Origin of the sequence: Streptomyces sp. A0958 (assembly GCF_004795035.1) — a bacterium.
GTDB lineage: Bacteria > Actinomycetota > Actinomycetes > Streptomycetales > Streptomycetaceae > Streptomyces.
Genome location: NZ_SSBK01000005.1, coordinates 62,189 through 80,355 on the forward strand (window position 1 = coordinate 62,189; position 18,167 = coordinate 80,355).

Sequence of the window (18,167 nt, forward strand, 5' to 3'; positions counted from 1 at the left end):
GGGTAGTCACCAGCAACCACGGGAGTCCTCATGACCGCAGCACGTGATCTCCACGCAGTCCTCGGCGCCGGCCCCGCCGGCACCGCGCTCGCCGCGGAGCTCGCCCGCCGGGGCCACCAGGTCCGCCTGGTGGACCGGACGGGAGGTGGCGGCGCCCCGGCAGGTGTCCAGCGGTTCGCCGCCGACGTGTCCACCGCCGACGGAGCGCGGGCCGCGCTCGACGGGGCGACGGTCGCCTACCACTGCGTGAACGTCGGCTATCACCTCCAGGTCGAGGTCATGCCGCGCATCCAGCGGTCCGTCCTCGCGGCGGCCGAAGCGGTCGGCGCACGGCTCGTCGTCCTCGACACGCTCTACCCGTACGGCGAGACGCACGGCGCGGTGATGACCGAGGACACCCCGTGGAACGCGACCACCCGCAAGGGCCGCATGCGCGCGGAGCTCGACACCCGCTACCTCGCCGCCCACGACGAGGGCCGGCTGCGCGTCGTGCTGGGCCGGTCGGCCGACTTCGTCGGCCCCGGCGTCCTCAACTCCACCCTCGGCGGGGCGGTCTTCCCGGCCGCGCTGACCGGAGGAGAGGTCCCGGCGTTCGGCGACATCGACCTGCCGCACAGCTACACGTACATCGGCGACGTGGCGGCGGGGCTCGCGACGCTCGGCGAGAACCCGGACGGGGACGGCCGCGTCTGGCACCTGCCCACGGCGCCCGCGCTCACCACCCGCCACATCCTGGGCCTGGTGGCGGAGCGCGTCGGCCGCCCCCTGAACCTGACCGTCGTCGCCCAGCCGCGCCCGTTCGGCCCGTTCGACGAGGTGTTCATGGCGGAGTACGCCGAAATGTTCTACCAGCACACCGAGGCGCAGATCGTCGACTCCTCGGCCATCGAGAAGGCGTACGGCCTGGTCCCGAACCCGATGCCGGCCACCATCGACGCCACGCTCGCGTGGTACGGAGAACTGCTCGCCGCCCACTGAGCCGCCGGGCGCTGGTCTAACGGCCCAGGAACCCGCCGATCCGCTCGCAAAGTCTGTGCGGGTCCAGGCCGCGGGCGGCGAGGTGCTCGTCCATCCGCCCGTACCTGCGCAGCTCCTCGCGCGCCACGCCGAGTCCCAGAATCCGGTGGGGGAGCGCGGCCAGCGCGTCGTTGGCCGCCGCCGTGGACGTGCCCGCCAGGTAGGGCTCGACGACCACCACATCGGCGGCCGGCCGGTCACCCACCGCCCGGCGCAGGCCCTCCCCGTCGAACGGGCGCACCGTGGTCGCGTAGAGCACGGTGACATCGAGCCCCTGGGTGGCGGCCAGGACGTTGTCGAGCATCGGCCCGACGGCGACGACCACCCCGCCCGCGCCCTCACGCACCGTGCTGAACCCGCCCGCCCCGCCGACCGGACGCGCCGCCCGGTTCGACTGCAACGAGAGCCGCACGTAGACCCGACCCTCCCCGGCGGCGGCCTCCCGCAGCAGGGTCTCGGCCTCGTCGGGGTGACCCGGCACGTGCACCGTCCAGCCGTCCAGCGTGTCCATGAGCGCCACGTCCCCCGGCGCCATGTGCGTGAACCCGCCGGCCGGCCAGTCGTACGAGCCGCCCGCGCTCACCAGCACCCCGCCGACCCCCTGGTGCCCGAAGTCCAGCTTCACCTGCTCGAACGGCCGCTCGACCAGGAAGCTCGCGAAGGTGTGCACGATCGGCCGCATGCCGGTGAGGGCCATGCCGGCCCCGGCCCCGATGAGCAACTGCTCCCGGATGCCGACGTTGACGACCCGGTCCGGATGGTCCCGCTCGGCCCGGACGAAGCCGTCCCGGCTGATCTCCGCCAGCACGAGCGCCAGGCGGGGGTCCTCGTCGAGCAGGCGCGTAGTGGTGGCGATGAAACGGTCACGCATGGTGTCCATGGAGGGCTTTCTCTTCCTCTTGTGTGCGATCCGCAGCTCGGGGTGCGCTCAGTGCTTGGGGGCGACGCGGGCGACGACGGCCCGGGGTCGGCCGGGGTGCGGTGCGGTGAAGGCCGCGTACAGCGCCTCGTGGTCCCGCCCGTCCACGGAACCGACCGACCAGCCCGCCGTCGCGAACCGGTCGGCGATGCCCCCGGGGCGGCCGTAGGACGCCGACGCGTTGTCGATCACCACGGTGTGCAGCTGCTCCAGCCCGGCCGGTCCGGCGAAGGCGATGGCCTCGTGACTGCTGCCCTCGTCCAGCTCGGCGTCCCCGGTGAGCACCCACACCCGCGGCCCGGTCAGCCCCTGGGCGCGCAGCCCCAGCGCGCTGCCGACGGCCAGCGGCAGCCCGTGCCCCAGCGACCCGCTGCCGATCTCGGCTCCCGGCACGAGCACCCGGTCGGGGTGGTGCCCGAGCGGCGAGTCGTACGCTCCGAAGTCGGGCAGCAACTCCTCGCCGAAGAATCCGTGCGCGGCGAGCACCGCGTAGTACGCCATCGGCCCGTGCCCCTTGGACAGCAGGAAGCGGTCCCGCCCCGGATCGTCCACGGTCTCCGGCGTCACCCGCAGTACCCGGTCGTACAGCACCCACAGGGCGTCCAGGGTCGAGGTGGCGGCGGGCCCGTGCTTCTCGTCGCCGGTCATGAGGCTCATCAGCCGGGGCAGATCGCGGTAGGCGGGCCCCGGAAGGGCAGTCGTCTGTGTCATGGAGCCAGCGTTGTACATCAAGCTGGGTTGAGGTCAAACACCGGAAGGCGTTCGTGACCACCCGATGAAGTGCGGTATTGTTCTCATGCGCGTTCGGCCAGGGGAAACCCCAGGTCAGGCGGGCATCGGGACGTGGCGCAGCTTGGTAGCGCACTTGACTGGGGGTCAAGGGGTCGCAGGTTCAAATCCTGTCGTCCCGACTGGAGACAGTCGCAGATCAGGGCCGGTTTCGGAGAAATCCGAAACCGGCCCTGATCGTTTTCGGGGTCTTACGAGCTCACTCGTCCTCGCCTGCTCGGTCAGGCCGGCGACGAGGGTTCCCTCGGAACCACAGACCTCCAGGCGTACGTCGTAGGCGGCGCCGTTGTAGCGGGTGGCGGTGCAGGTGGCCAGGGTGCCGTCGTCCAGGGTGAGTACGGAGACGGCGGTGTCGACGTCCTGGGCGGCGGCGAAGAACTCCTCGCCGCGGTTGGCGCCGGTCGCGTAGGCCTCGGTGATCTCGCGGCCGGTCACCCAGCGGAGCCACTCGGTGGAGACGTACGCCGTGCGGGTCGAGGCCGACGGAGGCTCGCTGACGTACACCGGCGACTCGGGGCCGTGCCGCCGGCTCGTGGAGCTGGCCCGCGGCAACGGGGCGCAGGACGAGCTGGTGCCTCGCCTCTCCGAGCGCGAGGGGATCACCGAGGTGACACTGAGGCAGGACGAGGTCGACTGAACGCCGCTTCCCGCCGCCGTACGCGGCCCACGGGCCGCTCCGACGGCAGCCGAACGCCCCCTGCGGACAAGTAGAAACCCATCAGTCAGTATGTCAGGACAATAGGTTGACAGGTCACCACTTGAGAGGGCAGGCTCGATCACGAGAGCCGGGCACCTGCCCGGGTACACCCACGACAGGCAGAGAAGAGGCACGGCATGCCGATGAGGTTGGCCCATGCCGTACACGTCGCCGAGGGAGGCAGGCCGTGACCACACCACTTACCCAGCGCATCGCGGGAGCACCCATCTCCTGGGGAGTCTGCGAGGTCCCGGGCTGGGGACACCAACTCGACCCGGACCTGGTCCTGCGGCAGATGCGCGAGGCCGGACTCACGGCCACCGAGTTCGGACCGGAAGGATTCCTGCCCGACGCCCCCGAGGCGAAGGCCGCGACACTCGCCTCGCACGGCCTGAGCGCCGTCGGTCAGTTCGTACCGGTCGTCCTCCACGACCCGGACCACGACCCGCTCCCCGAGGTCGAGGCGGCCCTGACCGGTCTCCTGGCAGCCGACGCCCGCACGGTCGTCGTCGCGGCGGGGACCGGGGCCGACGGCTACGACGACCGGCCGGCACTCGACGCGGCGGGGTGGTCCGTCCTCCTGGCCAACCTCGACCGGATCTCCGCCGCCGCGGCCGGCGCGGGCGTCCTGGCGACCCTGCACCCCCACGTGGGGACGATGGTCGAGTCGGGCCAGGAGACGGAGCGGGTACTCGACGGGTCGGGCATCGGACTGTGTCTGGACACCGGCCACCTGCTCATCGGCGGCGGCGACCCCCACTCTCTCGCCGCCCGCCGGCCCGGCCGCATCGCCCACGTGCACCTCAAGGACGTACGCCTCGACCTCGCCGACCGTGTACGGGCCGGCCGCACGACGTACACCGAGGCCGTCGCCGAGGGCATGTACGTCCCCCTGGGCGCCGGTGACGTCGACATCGCCGGGATCGTCCGGATGCTCGAGGCGGACGGATACGCCGGATGGTACGTGCTCGAACAGGACACCATCCTGCGGGTCGCACCCGGCGAGGACGGCGGCGCTGACCCCCTGGACGACGTCCTCGCCTCGGTCGCCCACCTCCGCTCCCTCGCCAACGGGCCCGCCGCAGACACCGTGGAGGGCTGATCCATGGCCCACGAGCTCGTCGCCATCGGAAGGACCGGCGTCGACATCCACCCGCTCGACCACGGCGTCGGCCTCGAACAGGTGCGCAGATTCGACAAGTTCCTCGGCGGGAGCGCCACCAACGTCGCCGTCGCCGCGGCCCGCCACGGCCGCGACGCCGCCCTGATCACCCGCGTCGGCCGTGACCCCTTCGGCCGGTACGTCCAGCAGGAGGCCACCCGCCTCGGCGTGGACGCCACGTTCATCACCCCCTCACGACGCCGGACGGACCGCCCACCTCGGTCACCTTCTGCGAGGTCTTCCCGCCCGACGACTTCCCGCTCTACTTCCACCGATACGCCGCCGCACCCGACCTCATGATCGACCCCGCCGCACTGCCCATGGAGGACATCCGCGAAGCAGCGGTCTTCTGGGCGACCGTCACCGGCCTGTCCGCCGAGCCCAGCCGGGCAGCTCACTTCGCCGCCTGGCAGGCCCGCGGCCGGCGCCACCGCACGGTCCTCGACCTCGACTACCGGCCGATGTTCTGGACCGGGGCCGAGGAAGCCCGCCACCAGCTCGACCGCGCCCTCGACCACGTCACCGTCGCCGTCGGAAACCGGGAGGAGTGCGAGATCGCGGTCGGCGAGACGGACCCGCAGCGGGCGGCCGACGCCCTGCTCGCACGCGGCCTCGAACTCGCCGTCGTCAAAATGGGCCCGGGCGGTGTCCTGGCAGCCACCCCGGACGAACGGGTGGAGGTCGCGCCGTTCCCCGTCGAGGTCGTCAACGGCCTCGGCGCGGGCGACGCGTTCGGAGGCGCGCTCGTCCACGGCCTGCTCAGCGGCTGGGAGCTGCGCCGCGTCATCGAATGCGCCGACATCGCGGGCGCCATCGTCGCCTCCCGCCTGGCCTGTTCCACCGCCATGCCGACCACGGCCGAGGTACAGGCCGTCCTCGAGCCCCGGTCGCTGGCCCACGCCGAAGGGCCGCATGATGGACGCCGCACACCTGACCGAGATCCGGGCCCGCGAGCCAGGCCGCATCGAACGGTCCTGGCAGAAACGCTCCCGCCGCCCGCCGACCTGCGAGGACGGCCGCCTGCTCATTGTCGCGGCCGACCACCCCGCCCACGGAGCCCTGGGCGCGCGCGGCGACGAGGTGGCCATGGCGAGCCGCACCGCGCTGCTCGACCGCCTGGCGACCGCTCTGTCACGCCCCGGCGTGGACGGCGTGCTCGGCACCCCCGACCTGCTCGACGACCTGCTGCTGATGGGAGCCCTGGAGGACCGGGTAGCCATCGGATCGATGAACCGAGGCGGTCTCCAGGGCGCGTCCTTCGAGTTCGACGACCGGTTCACCGCCTACACCGCCGAGGCGATCGCCGCGCACGGACTGGAGGGCGGCAAGACACTCACCCGGATCTGCCTCGACGCCGCCGGCACCGTGGCCACCCTCCAGGCGACCGCCGCCGCCGTCACGAGCCTCGCCGAGCACAACCTCATGGCCATGATCGTGACGGCGCGTTCGACGCCGACGGAGACGGCTTCTTCCTGGCCTCGACGCTCTTCGACCACGTCGGTGCCGAGATGCCGCTCTACACCGACGAGACCTTCGGCCCCGTGCTCAGTGTGGTCCGCGTGCCGTCCTACGACGAGGGCCTGGCGCTCATCAACGCCAACCCGTACGGCAACGGCAGGGCGATCTGCACCAACGACGGCGGAGCGGCCCGGCGGCCGTCCCCCAGGCGTTCGGCCCACATCCCGGGGCCCCGCGTCGCCCCGCCCGCTCACCACCCCCCGTCGCGCCGCGCCGCCCCCTCCGTGCTCTCGCGCAGGACGAGCCGGTGCGCCACGACGCGGTCCTGCGGGCGCACCGCGGAAGGGGGGCCGCCCGCCTCGTCCGGGCGGGGCTCCGGGCGCGTGGCCTCGTCGATGCGGCGCAGGAGCAGGTCCACCGCGACCCGGGCCACCGCCTCCTTGTCCGGGGCGACCGTGCTCAGTGACGGCACGCTGAACCGGCCGCCCTCCACGTCGTCGAAGCCGATCACGGCCACGTCCTCGGGCACCCGTGCCCCGTAACCGTGCAGCGCGCGCAACGCCCCCAGCGCCAACTGGTCGTTGAGGCACAGCAAAGCGTCCGGCCGGACCCCCTCGGCCAGCACCCGGCGCACGGCGTCGGCCCCGTCGCCCATGTGGAACGCCTCCACCGGCAGCAGGGACGCCGGGTCGTACGCGAGGCCCGCCCCGGCCAGCGCGAGGCGGAAGCCGCGGGTGCGGGCCTGAGCGGTGCCGACGCGGCCGTCGTCCCGCCCGCCGACGGTGAGGATGCGCCGGCGGCCCAGGGCGAGCAGGTGCTCGGTGGCCTCGCGGGCCGCGCGTTCGTTGTCGATCGCCACATGGTCCGCGCCCTCGGTGAGCAGCTCGCCCAGCAGGACGGTCGGCGGCGGCCCGGTGTGGGCGCACAGGTCCTCCGGCGCGAGGGCGAGCGGGCTGAGGATGACGCCGTCCACGAAGTCGGAGCCGAAGCCGGCCAGCGCCGCCTTCTCCCGTTCCCGGTCGCCGCCGGACTGGTGGATCAGCACGGTCAGGGAGCGTTTTTCGGCCTCCCGGACGACGTGGCGGGCCAGCTCCGCGAAGTACGGGACGTCGAGTTCCGGCACCACCAGGGCGATGATGCCGGTGCGACCGCTGCGCAGATGCCGGCCGGCGAGATTGATGCGGTAGCCGAGGTGGTCGATGGCCTCCTGCACCACCCGCCGCGTCCGGTCGGACACGTGCACGTAGTCGTTGAGCACGTTGGAGACCGTCTTCTCCGACACCCCCGCATGCCGTGCGACGTCCTTGATCCTCGGCCGTGCCACCCGCAACCTCCCCGCCCTCGGTCCGCGCCGAGTCTATGTGGTGTCCTCCGGCGGACCGGGGACGGCCGGGGAGCGACGGAAGGGGCGCGCATCCGGCACAGGTGATGACCCAGCTCTTTACAGCCAATGTACATCGATGTAAAAACAGGTCACCGCACCGGGTGACCGGCGCGGATCACCCCGATGTGCACGGGCGGCCGACGGCTGCCGTGCCGATGGCGCCTGCCGTCGGCCGGGCACGTCGTCCGGCCGTCGAAAGGTCAGTGATGAACTCTGCACCTCCCGCCCGCGGGCTGCCCGGCGCCTGGGACCCGGACCGGTCGCCCGGCATCGGCCGCCGCGGGCTGCTGCGTTACGGGACGGCCGGAGCGGCCGCGCTGCTGGCGGCGGGCCCGCTGACCGGCTGCGCCTCGCCGGCCCGCGCCGGTGAGGCCTCCGCGCTGAAGGTATGGGACCTCTTCCAGGGCGGCGACGGCATGCTGATGGACGAGATGATCGCGGCCGTCTCCCGGGGCACCGAGGGTTTCGACGTGGACCGGACGATCCTGGACTGGGGCCCGTCGTACTACACGAAACTCGCCATGTCGGCGGCCGGCGGCCGGGCCTCCGACGTCGCCGTGCTGCACCTGTCGCGCCTGGCCGGATACGCCCCCGGCGGCCTGCTCGACCCCCTCGACCTGGATCTCCTCGCCGAATTCGGCGTGGGCGAGAAGGACTTCGCCCCCGCCGTGTGGAAGCGCGCCCAGCACCGGGACACGGTCTACGCGATCCCGCTGGACGTTCACCCCTTCATCGTCTTCTACGACAAGGACGCGGCCGACAAGGCCGGCCTGCTCGACTCGTCCGGCCACCTGGCGCCGATGGGCTCGCCCGAAGCGTTCCTGGACGCCGGGAAGAAACTCGCCGAGATCACGGGCAAGTCCGGCGTCCTGTTCGGACACGTCACCGACACCGCCCAGAGCTGGCGCCAGTTCGCGGCGCTGTACGCCCAGACCGGCGCCTCCTTCACCCTGCCCGACGGCGGCCCGCCGAAGATCGACATCGACGCCGCGGTGAAGGTCGTGACCTTCATGAAGCAGCTCTTCGACGGCCGTACGAACCCCAACAACCTCGACTACAACGGCGCGATGGCCGCCTTCATGGATGGCCGGGGCGGCATGATCATGGCAGGGGAATGGGAACTGCCGACGTTCCGGAAGTCCGGCATCAAGCACCTGGGGGCGGCCCCCTTCCCGCAGGTCTTCGCGCGGCCGGCCGTCTACGCCGACTCGCACAGCTTCGTGCTGCCGCATCAGGACGACCCCGACCCCGCCCGGCGCCGCGAGGCCCACCGGTACATCGCCGAGATCGTCAAGCAGAGCCTGACCTGGGCGAGCGCGGGCCACATCCCGGCCTACCTGCCGGTGCAGGCCCGCCCCGAGTACGCGAAGCTCGACCCCCAGTCGTCCTACGCGGCCGCGGGCGAGATCGCCGTACTCGACCCGCCGAACTGGTTCGCCGGAGCCGGCGGCAACTTCCAGAACCGCATGTGCCAGCCGCTCCAGTCGGCGCTGCTGGGCAACACCTCCGCCGAAAAGGCGGTACGGCAGATGGTCCGTGAAGCGGACACCCTGCTGCGCCAGCCCAACCCGGTCGCCTGACGACAGCCGAAGGAGCCGCATCGTGACCACCACCGCGCCCGCCGGAGCCGCGGCGCCACCGCAGCAGCCCCCCTCCTCGACACCGGCCGCGCCCCGGCGCCGCCGCTCCCTGACCCGGGGCGGCGGGCTGTTCGTCCTGCCGTTCCTGGTCCTCTTCGGACTCTTCCTGGTCTGGCCCGTCGTCCAGGGCCTCTGGATGAGCCTCACCGACGCCTCCCTGAGCCTGCGCGACACCGAGTTCGTCGGCTTCGCCAACTACACCGAGGCGTTCGGCGACCCGGACGTCTGGAGCAGCCTCGGCAACACCGTCTTCTTCACCGTCATCTCCTGCGTGCCGCTCGTCCTGGTCGCCCTGGCCATGGCGCTGCTGGTGCACAGCGGACTGGCCGGCCAATGGGTGTGGCGGCTGGCCTACTTCGCCCCGTACCTGCTGCCCGTCACCGTCGTCACGCTCATCTGGACGTGGCTCTACCAGCCCGACATCGGCCTCGGCAACCAGCTGCTGACCTCGCTCGGCATGGAACCCGTCGGCTGGCTCTCCGACGAATCGGTGGCGATGTGGTCCGTCGCGGCCCTCACCGTCTGGTGGACGGTCGGATTCAACTTCCTGCTCTACCTCGCGGCCCTGCAGTCCCTGCCCGTCACCTACGACGAGGCCGCCGCGCTCGACGGCGCCGGCGCCTGGCGGCGGCTGTGGTCCGTGACCCTGCCGCAGCTGCGCCACACCACCGTCCTGGTCGCCATGCTCCAAGTACTCGCCTCGCTCAAGGTGTTCGACCAGATCTACATCCTCACCAAGGGCGGCCCCAACGGCTCCACCCGCCCGATCCTGGAGTACGTCTACGACGTCGGGTTCACCGGATACCGGCTGGGCTACGCCTCGGCGGTCAGCTACATCTTCTTCGCCATCGTCATCGTCGTGTCCGTCATGCAACTCCGCTTCTTCCGTCAGGAGGGCTGACCGTGTCCGCCATCTCCACCCCCGTGCGCCGGCCGCGCCGGCCACGCCGCGAGGAGTCCGGCTCGCCCCTGCTGCTCGGCCACGGACGGCTGCCCCGCGTGCTCGCCGGGACCGCGCTGACCGTCCTCGCCGTCGCCTGGCTGCTGCCCTTCCTGTGGGCGGTCGCCACCTCGCTGCAGAGCGAGCAGGACGTGATGAAGTCGGGCCTGTCGCCGTTCAAGGGAGCCTTCACGCTCTCCGCCTACCGGCAGATCCTGGACCGCGGGAACGTTCCGACCTGGGCATTCAACAGCGTGCTGATCGCCGCCCTGGTCACCGTGGTCACCACGGCCGTCTCGACGCTCGCCGCGTACGGGTTCTCGCGCGGCACCTTCCGCGGGCGGCGGACCCTCCTCGCCGTCACCGTCGCCGCGATCATGGTCCCGCCGCAGCTGCTCATCGTCCCGCTCTTCGAGCAGATGACGATGTTCCACCTGGTCGACACCTACGCGGCGATCATCCTGCCGCAGGTGGTGGCCCCCATGATGGTGTTCATCCTGAAGCGCTTCTTCGACGGGATACCCCGCGAACTGGAGGACGCCGCCCGCATCGACGGCGCCTCCGAACTGCGGGTCTTCCGGTCGATCGTGCTCCCGCTGTCCCGCCCGATCGTCGCCGCCGTCGCGATCTTCGTCTTCATCGGGGCGTGGAACAACTTCATGTGGCCCTTCGTCGTCACCAACGACCCGGACCTCATGACGCTCCCGGTCGGCCTCGCCACCGTCAAGGACGCCTACGGCATCCAGTACGCCCAGTCCATGGCATCCGCGCTGCTGGCCGCGCTCCCGCTGATCGTGATGTTCCTCCTCTTCCAGCGGCGCATCGTCAACTCCGTGGCCACCACCGGCCTCGGCGGCGGCTGACCCCCACGACTGTCCCTGTTCCGGCGCCGGTCTCCCGGCCGGCCGCCACCACGATCCGACTGGAGTACCTGTGCACACCCCCTCCGTCCCCCGTCCGGAGTACCCGCGACCGCAGTTCGTACGTCGCGACTGGCTCAACCTCAACGGGACCTGGCAGTTCGAGACCGACCAGGGGGACAGCGGTCTCGAACGGGGTCTCCTCGACCGCGACCTCACCGGCGAGATCCTCGTACCCTTCGCCCCCGAGTCCGAGCTGTCCGGTGTCGGCGACACCGACTTCCTGGAGGCCGTCTGGTACCGGCGGCGGTTCACCCCGCCCGCCGAGTGGGCCGGCCGCCGGGTGCTGCTGCACTTCGGCGCCGTCGACCACGACACCACCGTCTGGGTGGACGGCACCGAAGTCGTACGCCACCGGGGCGGTTTCACCCCGTTCACCGCAGACCTCGGCGAACTCGCCCCGGCCGGCCGCGAGGTGGAGATCACCGTACGTGCCCGCGACCCGAAATCCGGCCCCCAGGCCCGGGGCAAGCAGGCGATCCACTACGCCAACCACGACTGCAACTACACGCGTACGACCGGGATCTGGCAGACCGTCTGGGCCGAGCCGGTCCCCGAGACCCATCTGCGCCGCCCCCGCATCACCCCCGACCTGGCCGGCGGCGCCTTCTCCCTCGAACTGCCCCTGTCCTCCAACCGGCCCGGCCACCGCGTACGCGCCGTTCTCAGCGACGACGCGGGCGAGGTCTGCCGCGCCGAGGCCCGCGCCGACCTCGATCTCGCCCCCCGCCTGCACCTGGCGCTCCCGCAGGACCGGCGCCGCGAGTGGAGCCCCGAGGACCCCTTCCTGTACGGGCTGCGGCTCGAACTCCTCGGCCCGGACGGCGAGGTGGCCGACAGCGTCGAGAGCTACGCGGGCTTGCGCGCCGTCGGCATCCGGGGCAGGGCCGTGCTCCTCAACGGCCGGCCCCGCTTCCAGCGCCTCGTCCTGGACCAGGGCTGGTACCCGGACGGCCTGATGACCGCCCCCACCGACGAGGCCCTGGTCCGCGACATCGAACTGGCCATGGAAGCCGGCTTCAACGGGGCCCGGCTGCACCAGAAGGTGTTCGAGGAGCGCTTCCTCTACCACGCCGACCGGCTCGGCTACCTGGTCTGGGGCGAGTTCGGCGACTGGGGCTGCGAGGTCGGCGGGTCCTCCGGCGACAACCAGCGGCCCGACGCGTCCTTCGTCGCCCAGTGGCTCGAAGCCGTGGAACGCGACTACTCCCACCCCTCGATCATCGGCTGGTGCCCGCTCAACGAGACGTACCAGAAGCTCCACGACCGGATCACCCAACTCGACGACGTGACCCGGGCGATGTTCCTCGCCACCAAGGCCATGGACACCTCCCGGCCGGTGATCGACGCCTCCGGCTACTCCCACCGGGTTCTGGAGACCGACATCTACGACTCCCACACCTACGAGCAGGACCCGGCCGCGTTCCGTCGGCTGGTCTCCGGACTCGCCGAGGGGAAGCCCTTCGTCAACGCCTACGAGAACGGCGCCGCCTACTCGCAGCCCTACCGGGGGCAGCCGTACTTCGTCAGCGAGTTCGGCGGGATCTGGTGGGACCCGGAGGCCGCCGCGGAGCAGTCCGGCAGCGACCGCACGATCTCCTGGGGGTACGGCGACCGGGTGCGCACCGAGGACGAGTTCCACGAGCGCTTCGCCGGTCTGACCGGTGCGCTGCTGGAGGACGTGGACATGTTCGGCTACTGCTACACCCAGCTGACCGACGTCTTCCAGGAGCAGAACGGCGTCTACCGCTTCGACCGGGGCACCAAACTGGACATCGCCCGCGTCCGGGAGGCCCAGCTGCGGCCCGCAGCGATCGAGCGGCCGGACGCCGGCTGACGGGGAAGGACACCGGGTGCCCGCCCCTTGCCGGGGCGGGCACCCGCCGGGGTCAGAGCCGTTCGAGCCGCCAGAGCTGCGGCTGCTGGCCGTTGCAGGTCCACTGCTGGACGTTGGAACCCGCCGTGCGGGAGCCCTGGGAGACGTCCAGGCACTGCCCGGAGGACTCCACCACCAGGCGGTAGTAGCCCCGCCCCGCGTTCTCCAGCCGCCAGTCCTGGGCCGGCTGGGCGTTGCAGTACCACTGCCGTACGTTCGCGCCGGGGGTGGCGGAGCCGTTCTCCACGTCCAGGCAGTAGCCGCTGTTGACGCCGGTGAGCGTGAAGTCGCCGCCGTGCGCCCGCAGCGTCCACTCCTGAGGGCCGAGGCCGTTGCAGGTCCACTGCTGTACGTTGCCGCCCGCGACCCTTGAGTCTGCGGCCACGTCCAGGCAGTCGCCGCTGTTGGCGTTCACCAGCCGGTAGCGTGCCCCGTCCACGACTCCGGCCGCGTCACCGCTGCCGGTGACCGGGCCGGTGGCCACGTACGGGCGGCAGACGGCGCCGTCCCAGTCGGTCGCGATCTCCAGCACGGTGCGGCCGTCCGCCGAGGGCAGCAGCGGGGAGCTGTAGTTCGGGCAGTAGGTCGCGGTCGGTGCCTCGACCCGCACGGGGGCCTCGATCTCGTACCAGGGTCCGGTGCCGTTCTCCGTGTTGGCCAGGATCGTGCGCCCGCTGTCGGCGGCGGGCGTGCCGTCGCGGTTGAGGAGCTGCTGGCCGATCAGCAGGAGCCGGCCGTTCGGTCCGCCGCCCGGCGCCGGGGCCCAGGCGATGGTGGGCGTGGCGCGGAAGTACTTGCCGTCCACGGTCTCCGGGCGGAACCCGAGGGAGGCCGGATCGCCCCAGCCCCAGCCGTCCGGGGAGGTCCGGTAGTGCACGACGCACTGGTACTGGCCGCCCGGATTGCAGATCTCGTAGCTCATGAAGTACGTGCCGTTCGGCAGCCGGCGCACCATGGGCATGCCCGGCCGGTCCGGCTCCCAGGCACTGGCAACGGTGTTGCGGCGGTCCTGCCAGGTGATTCCGTCATAGCTGCGGGCGGCGGCGAGCTTCTGGTTGTGCGCCGGGTCGGTCTCGTCGGCGTAATGGCAGACGAGCGCCCCGTCGGCGGCCACGGAGAACTCCGGCTCCCACAGCCCGCCCGTACCGTTCGCCGTGGCACAGGTGGAAAGGTAGGACCAGGTGCGGCCCACGTCGTTGCTCCGCCAGACGCGCAGGGCCATGCGCCGGTTCTGCTCGTCCTGCCCGGAGGAGGCGGCCCACAGAAGTGTGCCGGGGGCCAGGGCGCCCACCTGCCGGGGCAGCTCGAACAGGGTGGAGCAGCACAGGCCCTGCCCGCCCGCCGACTCCGGATCGACGACGCTTCCCACCCGGCGGAAGGTGGCTCCGGCGTCGGTGCTCTCGTGGATGGCGCCGACGCCGTTGTTGCCGTCGAAGGTCACGACGCTCGCGAGCACCCTGCCGTTGGCGGCGCCGTTGTGTTCCAGCCGGATGGCCCGGGGGTAGAGGCCGGTCCCGCTGCCCAGGGGGGCGCCGTTGGCCGGGGCGAGGGCGGCGGACGCGGCGGGGGGCGCGGGGGCGGCGGAGGCCGGCGCGAACGACAGGCCCAGCAGCGCGGCCAGGACCGGCGCGGCGGCACGCGCCGCCCAGCGGGCAAGGCGCCCGGTCGTCGTGGGGGAGAGGTGGTGTGCGGGGCGGAATGGTCGGCGTAAGGAGAGCACAGGCTTCCTTCCTCGGGGCACGGAGGCGTGGGGGCGGCCGGGCGGAGCTGCTGACGGCGAAACAGTAGAGCCGCATGTACATCGATGTAAACAGGCGTGCAGGCTCTGCTGTCCCGGGCAAGCCCGGCGTCACGCGTCCGGTTCAGGGCGCGGTCAGCGTCATCTCGAAGGAGTACCGGGACGCCCGGTAGAGGTGGGAGCCGAATTCCACCGGGTGGCCCACGTCGCCCAGGACCGTGCGCTCCATGGTGAGCAGCGTGCCTCCGCGCGACTCGGCCAGCAGGCGCGACTCCGCGGCCGTGGCCCTTCGTGCCCCGATGGTCTGCTCGGCGGAGCGCAGCGCGACACCGGCCTGCCTGAGCAGGGCGTAGAGCCCGTGCGTGACGAGGTCCTCCTCGGTGAGGCTCAGCAGGTTGGCCGGCAGGTGGTTCTCCATGACCGCTATCGGCTCGTCGTCCGCGTACCGCAGCCTGCGCATCGCCAGGGTGTCCGTGCCGGGTTCGAGTCGGAGGGCGGTGGCGACCCGGCCCGTGGCGGGCACGGTCCGCAGGGAGAGGACCTCGGTGCGCGGGCGGCGGTCCTCGCGCTGCAGATCCTCGAAGAGGCTGGACAGCTCCACCTGCCGGCGCACCCGGTTGTTGACGACCTGGGTGCCCACTCCGCGCTTGCGGGCCAGCAGCCCCTTGTCCACCAGATGCTGCATGGCCTGACGCATCGTCGGGCGGGAGAGTCCGAACCGGTCCGCCAGGGAGATCTCGTTCTCCAGACGTGTGCCCGGAGCCAACGTGCCGCTCTCGATGAGGCGTTGGAGCTGCTGCGCGAACTGGAAGTACAGCGGCACCGGGCTGCTTCGGTCGATGCTGATCAGCCTGGTGATCGGCTCCATGTCGGGCTCCTCGGAACGTTGTGCCACGCGCTCAGTATGCCGTACGTTCGACTCAAGCTCTGTACGTATATACGTCAGTACAAAGGCGTGACTCCGCGCGAGCGGCGACGATACAAGGACGAGGCGAGGCACGTCAGGGGCGGCAGTCCACCCGGCCCCGGCCCCTTCCCCGAACCGGAGGCAACCGCGCATGCGCATCGGACTCATCGGAACCGGCCGCATCGGCGCGTTCCACGCCGAGACCCTGACCGCACTGCCCGCGGTCGACCGCCTCGTGCTCCATGACGCCGTCGAGCAGCGGGCCCGCGAACTGGCCGGCAAGCTCGGCGCCGAGCACGCCGGGGACCTCGGCGGGATGCTCGCCTCCGGCCTCGACGGTGTCGTGATCGCCGCCCCCACCGCCGCCCACGCCGACCTCGTCCGCGCCGCGGCGGACGCCGGGGTGCCCGTCTTCTGCGAGAAGCCGATCGCCACCACGCTCGCTGGAACCCGCGCCCTGCTGGCTGAGCTCGCCGTCCTCGGCGTACCGCTCCAGGTCGGCTTCCAGCGCCGCTTCGACGCCGGGTACGCCGCCCTGCGCGAAGCCGTCGCCGCCGGGGAGCTGGGCTGGCTGCACACCGTACGGGCCTGTACCGCCGACCCGGCCCCGCCGCCGGCCGGGTATCTGGCGCTGTCCGGCGGGATCTTCCGGGACTGCGCCGTGCACGACTTCGACATCGTGCGCTGGGTCACCGGCCGCGAGGTCGTCGAGGTCGGCGCCACCGGGGCCAACCGGGGCGACGCCTCCTTCACCGAGGCCGGTGATGTCGACACCGCCGTCACCGTCCTCACCCTGGACGACGGCACCCTGGTCAGCTGCACCGCCACCCGCTACAACGGCGCCGGCTACGACGTACGCATGGAGGTGGCCGGCTCCCTGGGCACCCTGGCCACCGGGCTCGACGCCCACAGCCCGCTGCGGACCACGGCGGGCGGGTCGCCGTCGGGGCCCGGCTGTCACGACGGGTTCCTCAGCCGCTTCCGCGATGCGTACGTCGCCGAGCTGACCGCGTTCACCGAGGTGGCCGCCGGCCTGCGGCCCAGCCCGTGCACCGGGGCCGACGCGCTCGCCGCGCTGCTGGTCGCGGAGGCCGCCGACCGCTCCCTTCGCGCCGGACGGCCGGTGAGGGTCGAGGAGGCGGGCCCGGGGGCGGGGTGATGGGGACGGGGGTGGCGGGGCCGATTGGGTGATCAAATGAAGGGCTGGTTACCATATGAGCGCCCCCTAGCTCGAAAGATAAACCTGTGACTGTCAATGACGACGCGTTCACCAACTGGAAGCACCGCGAGGAAATCGCGGAGTCGATGATTCCGATCATCGGGAAGCTGCACCGCGAGCGGGACGTCACCGTCCTCCTGCACAGCCGCTCCCTGGTGAACAAGTCGGTGGTGAGCATCCTCAAGACCCACCGATTCGCCCGGCAGATCGACGGCGCGGAACTCTCCGTCACCGAGACCCTGCCCTTCCTGCAGGCGCTCACCACGCTCGATCTCGGCCCCTCCCAGATCGACATCGGCATGCTCGCCGCGACGTACAAGGCCGACGACCGCGGCCTCAGCGCGGCGGAGTTCACCGCCGAGGCCGTCGCCGGTGCCACGGGAGCCGACAAGATCGAGCGCCGCGAGCCGCGCGACGTCGTCCTCTACGGCTTCGGCCGCATCGGCCGCCTCCTCGCCCGGCTGCTCATCGAGAAGGCCGGCTCCGGCAACGGCCTGCGGCTGCGCGCCATCGTCGTCCGCAAGGGTGCGGGCCAGGACATCGTCAAGCGCGCCTCGCTGCTGCGCCGCGACTCCATCCACGGCCAGTTCCAGGGCACGATCACCGTGGACGAGGCCAACAACCGGATCATCGCCAACGGCAACGAGATCCAGGTCATCTACTCCGACGACCCGACGTCGGTGGACTACACGGCCTACGGGGTCGACGACGCCATCCTCATCGACAACACCGGCAAGTGGCGTGACCGCGAAGGGCTTTCGAAGCACCTGCGGCCGGGCATCGCCAAGGTCGTGCTGACCGCGCCGGGCAAGGGCGACGTCCTCAACGTCGTCCACGGCGTCAACCACGAAATGATCAAGCCGGACGAGCAGATCATCTCCTGCGCGTCCTGCACGACCAACGCGATCGTGCCGCCGCTGAAGGCGATGGCGGACGAGTACGGCGTCCTGCGCGGCCACGTGGAGACCATCCACTCGTTCACCAACGACCAGAACCTGCTGGACAATTACCACGGCTCCGACCGCCGGGGCCGCTCCGCGCCGCTCAACATGGTCATCACCGAGACGGGCGCCGCCTCCGCCGTCGCCAAGGCGCTGCCCGATCTGGACGCGACGATCACGGGCAGCTCGATCCGCGTTCCCGTACCGGACGTCTCGATCGCCATCCTCAGCCTGAAGCTCGGTCGCGAGACCGACCGCGCCGAGGTCCTCGACTACCTCCGCGACGTGTCGCTCACCTCCCCGCTCAAGCGGCAGATCGACTTCACGACCGCCCCCGACGCGGTGTCGAGCGACTTCATCGGCTCGCGCCACGCCTCCATCGTCGACGCGGGCCCCACCCAGGTCGACGGCGACAACGCGATCCTCTACCTCTGGTACGACAACGAGTTCGGCTACTCCTGCCAGGTCATCCGCGTCGTGCAGTACATCTCCGGCGTCGAGTACCCGACGTACCCCGTGCCGGTGCTCTGACGGACGACAGGTCCCGCCCGCCGGTGGTG

At 71.7% G+C, this 18,167-nt stretch carries 14 protein-coding genes, 1 tRNA gene and 3 pseudogenes; 12 read left to right on the forward strand and 6 right to left on the reverse strand.

Going from position 1 to position 18,167, the window contains the following annotated elements; translation table 11 throughout:
• Positions 1 to 30: 30 nt before the first annotated feature.
• The gene (locus E6P78_RS07010; RefSeq protein WP_136202638.1) at positions 31 to 978 is read left to right on the forward strand and encodes an NAD-dependent epimerase/dehydratase family protein; all 948 of its coding nucleotides are present in this window, start codon (positions 31 to 33) and stop codon (positions 976 to 978) included.
• 16 nt (positions 979 to 994) lie between these two features.
• Here the strand turns inward: E6P78_RS07010 and E6P78_RS07015 are convergent, their stop codons facing one another.
• Positions 995 to 1,897 carry a transketolase gene (locus E6P78_RS07015; protein ID WP_136202639.1) on the reverse strand — a complete coding sequence of 301 codons (903 nt, stop codon included), beginning with the start codon at positions 1,895 to 1,897 and terminating at the stop codon, positions 995 to 997.
• 48 nt (positions 1,898 to 1,945) lie between these two features.
• Positions 1,946 to 2,647, reverse strand: a complete 702-nt coding sequence (locus E6P78_RS07020; RefSeq protein ID WP_136202640.1) for a transketolase — start codon at positions 2,645 to 2,647, stop codon at positions 1,946 to 1,948.
• Between the two features lie 126 nt (positions 2,648 to 2,773).
• Here E6P78_RS07020 and E6P78_RS07025 point away from each other — a divergent pair.
• A tRNA-Pro gene (locus tag E6P78_RS07025) sits at positions 2,774 to 2,847 on the forward strand.
• Positions 2,848 to 2,938: 91 nt separating this feature from the next.
• Here the strand turns inward: E6P78_RS07025 and E6P78_RS07030 are convergent.
• A pseudogene (locus E6P78_RS07030) lies at positions 2,939 to 3,175 on the reverse strand (dehydrogenase); the annotation flags it as partial.
• Between the two features lies 1 nt (position 3,176).
• On the opposite strand from E6P78_RS07030, the gene E6P78_RS33005 reads away from it, so the two are divergent.
• From E6P78_RS33005 to E6P78_RS33275, 4 genes and pseudogenes are all read left to right on the forward strand, one after another.
• Positions 3,177 to 3,362 carry a hypothetical protein gene (locus E6P78_RS33005; RefSeq protein ID WP_206307756.1) on the forward strand — a complete coding sequence of 62 codons (186 nt, stop codon included), beginning with the start codon at positions 3,177 to 3,179 and terminating at the stop codon, positions 3,360 to 3,362.
• 247 nt (positions 3,363 to 3,609) lie between these two features.
• Entirely contained in the window at positions 3,610 to 4,524 is a 915-nt protein-coding gene (locus tag E6P78_RS07040) for a TIM barrel protein (protein WP_136202641.1), read from the forward strand.
• Between the two features lie 3 nt (positions 4,525 to 4,527).
• Positions 4,528 to 5,462: pseudogene (gene iolC, locus E6P78_RS07045) on the forward strand (5-dehydro-2-deoxygluconokinase); the annotation flags it as partial.
• A 37-nt stretch (positions 5,463 to 5,499) separates the two neighbouring features.
• Positions 5,500 to 5,994 (forward strand): annotated as a pseudogene (locus E6P78_RS33275) (deoxyribose-phosphate aldolase); the annotation flags it as partial.
• A gap of 298 nt (positions 5,995 to 6,292) precedes the next feature.
• On the opposite strand, the gene E6P78_RS07060 reads toward E6P78_RS33275, so the two are convergent.
• Positions 6,293 to 7,366: a LacI family DNA-binding transcriptional regulator gene (locus E6P78_RS07060; RefSeq protein WP_136202642.1), complete on the reverse strand. Its 1,074-nt coding sequence runs from the start codon at positions 7,364 to 7,366 to the stop codon at positions 6,293 to 6,295.
• 266 nt (positions 7,367 to 7,632) lie between these two features.
• Here E6P78_RS07060 and E6P78_RS07065 point away from each other — a divergent pair, with 266 nt between their 5' ends.
• The 4 genes from E6P78_RS07065 to E6P78_RS07080 all read left to right on the forward strand — a co-directional run bounded on the left by E6P78_RS07065 (position 7,633) and on the right by E6P78_RS07080 (position 12,763).
• On the forward strand, positions 7,633 to 9,006 hold the full coding sequence (locus tag E6P78_RS07065; protein ID WP_136202643.1) for an extracellular solute-binding protein: 1,374 nt from the start codon (positions 7,633 to 7,635) through the stop codon (positions 9,004 to 9,006).
• 22 nt (positions 9,007 to 9,028) lie between these two features.
• Positions 9,029 to 9,967, forward strand: a complete 939-nt coding sequence (locus E6P78_RS07070; protein WP_136202644.1) for a sugar ABC transporter permease — start codon at positions 9,029 to 9,031, stop codon at positions 9,965 to 9,967.
• A 2-nt stretch (positions 9,968 to 9,969) separates the two neighbouring features.
• Positions 9,970 to 10,869, forward strand: a complete 900-nt coding sequence (locus E6P78_RS07075) for a carbohydrate ABC transporter permease (protein ID WP_136202645.1) — start codon at positions 9,970 to 9,972, stop codon at positions 10,867 to 10,869.
• 70 nt (positions 10,870 to 10,939) lie between these two features.
• Positions 10,940 to 12,763 (forward strand): sugar-binding domain-containing protein, encoded by a 1,824-nt coding sequence (locus E6P78_RS07080; RefSeq protein ID WP_136202646.1) that lies wholly within the window; start codon positions 10,940 to 10,942, stop codon positions 12,761 to 12,763.
• A 52-nt stretch (positions 12,764 to 12,815) separates the two neighbouring features.
• Here E6P78_RS07080 and E6P78_RS07085 read toward each other — a convergent pair whose 3' ends face one another.
• Both E6P78_RS07085 and E6P78_RS07090 read right to left on the reverse strand, forming a co-directional pair.
• Positions 12,816 to 14,522 carry an RICIN domain-containing protein gene (locus tag E6P78_RS07085; protein WP_136202647.1) on the reverse strand — a complete coding sequence of 569 codons (1,707 nt, stop codon included), beginning with the start codon at positions 14,520 to 14,522 and terminating at the stop codon, positions 12,816 to 12,818.
• A gap of 142 nt (positions 14,523 to 14,664) precedes the next feature.
• Positions 14,665 to 15,408 carry a GntR family transcriptional regulator gene (locus tag E6P78_RS07090; RefSeq protein WP_136202864.1) on the reverse strand — a complete coding sequence of 248 codons (744 nt, stop codon included), beginning with the start codon at positions 15,406 to 15,408 and terminating at the stop codon, positions 14,665 to 14,667.
• A 190-nt stretch (positions 15,409 to 15,598) separates the two neighbouring features.
• Here E6P78_RS07090 and E6P78_RS07095 point away from each other — a divergent pair, with 190 nt between their 5' ends.
• Complete coding sequence (locus E6P78_RS07095) at positions 15,599 to 16,606, forward strand: Gfo/Idh/MocA family oxidoreductase (RefSeq protein WP_136202648.1); 1,008 nt, start codon at positions 15,599 to 15,601, stop codon at positions 16,604 to 16,606.
• Between the two features lie 86 nt (positions 16,607 to 16,692).
• Positions 16,693 to 18,138, forward strand: a complete 1,446-nt coding sequence (locus E6P78_RS07100; RefSeq protein WP_136202649.1) for a glyceraldehyde-3-phosphate dehydrogenase — start codon at positions 16,693 to 16,695, stop codon at positions 18,136 to 18,138.
• Positions 18,139 to 18,167 lie beyond the last annotated feature (29 nt).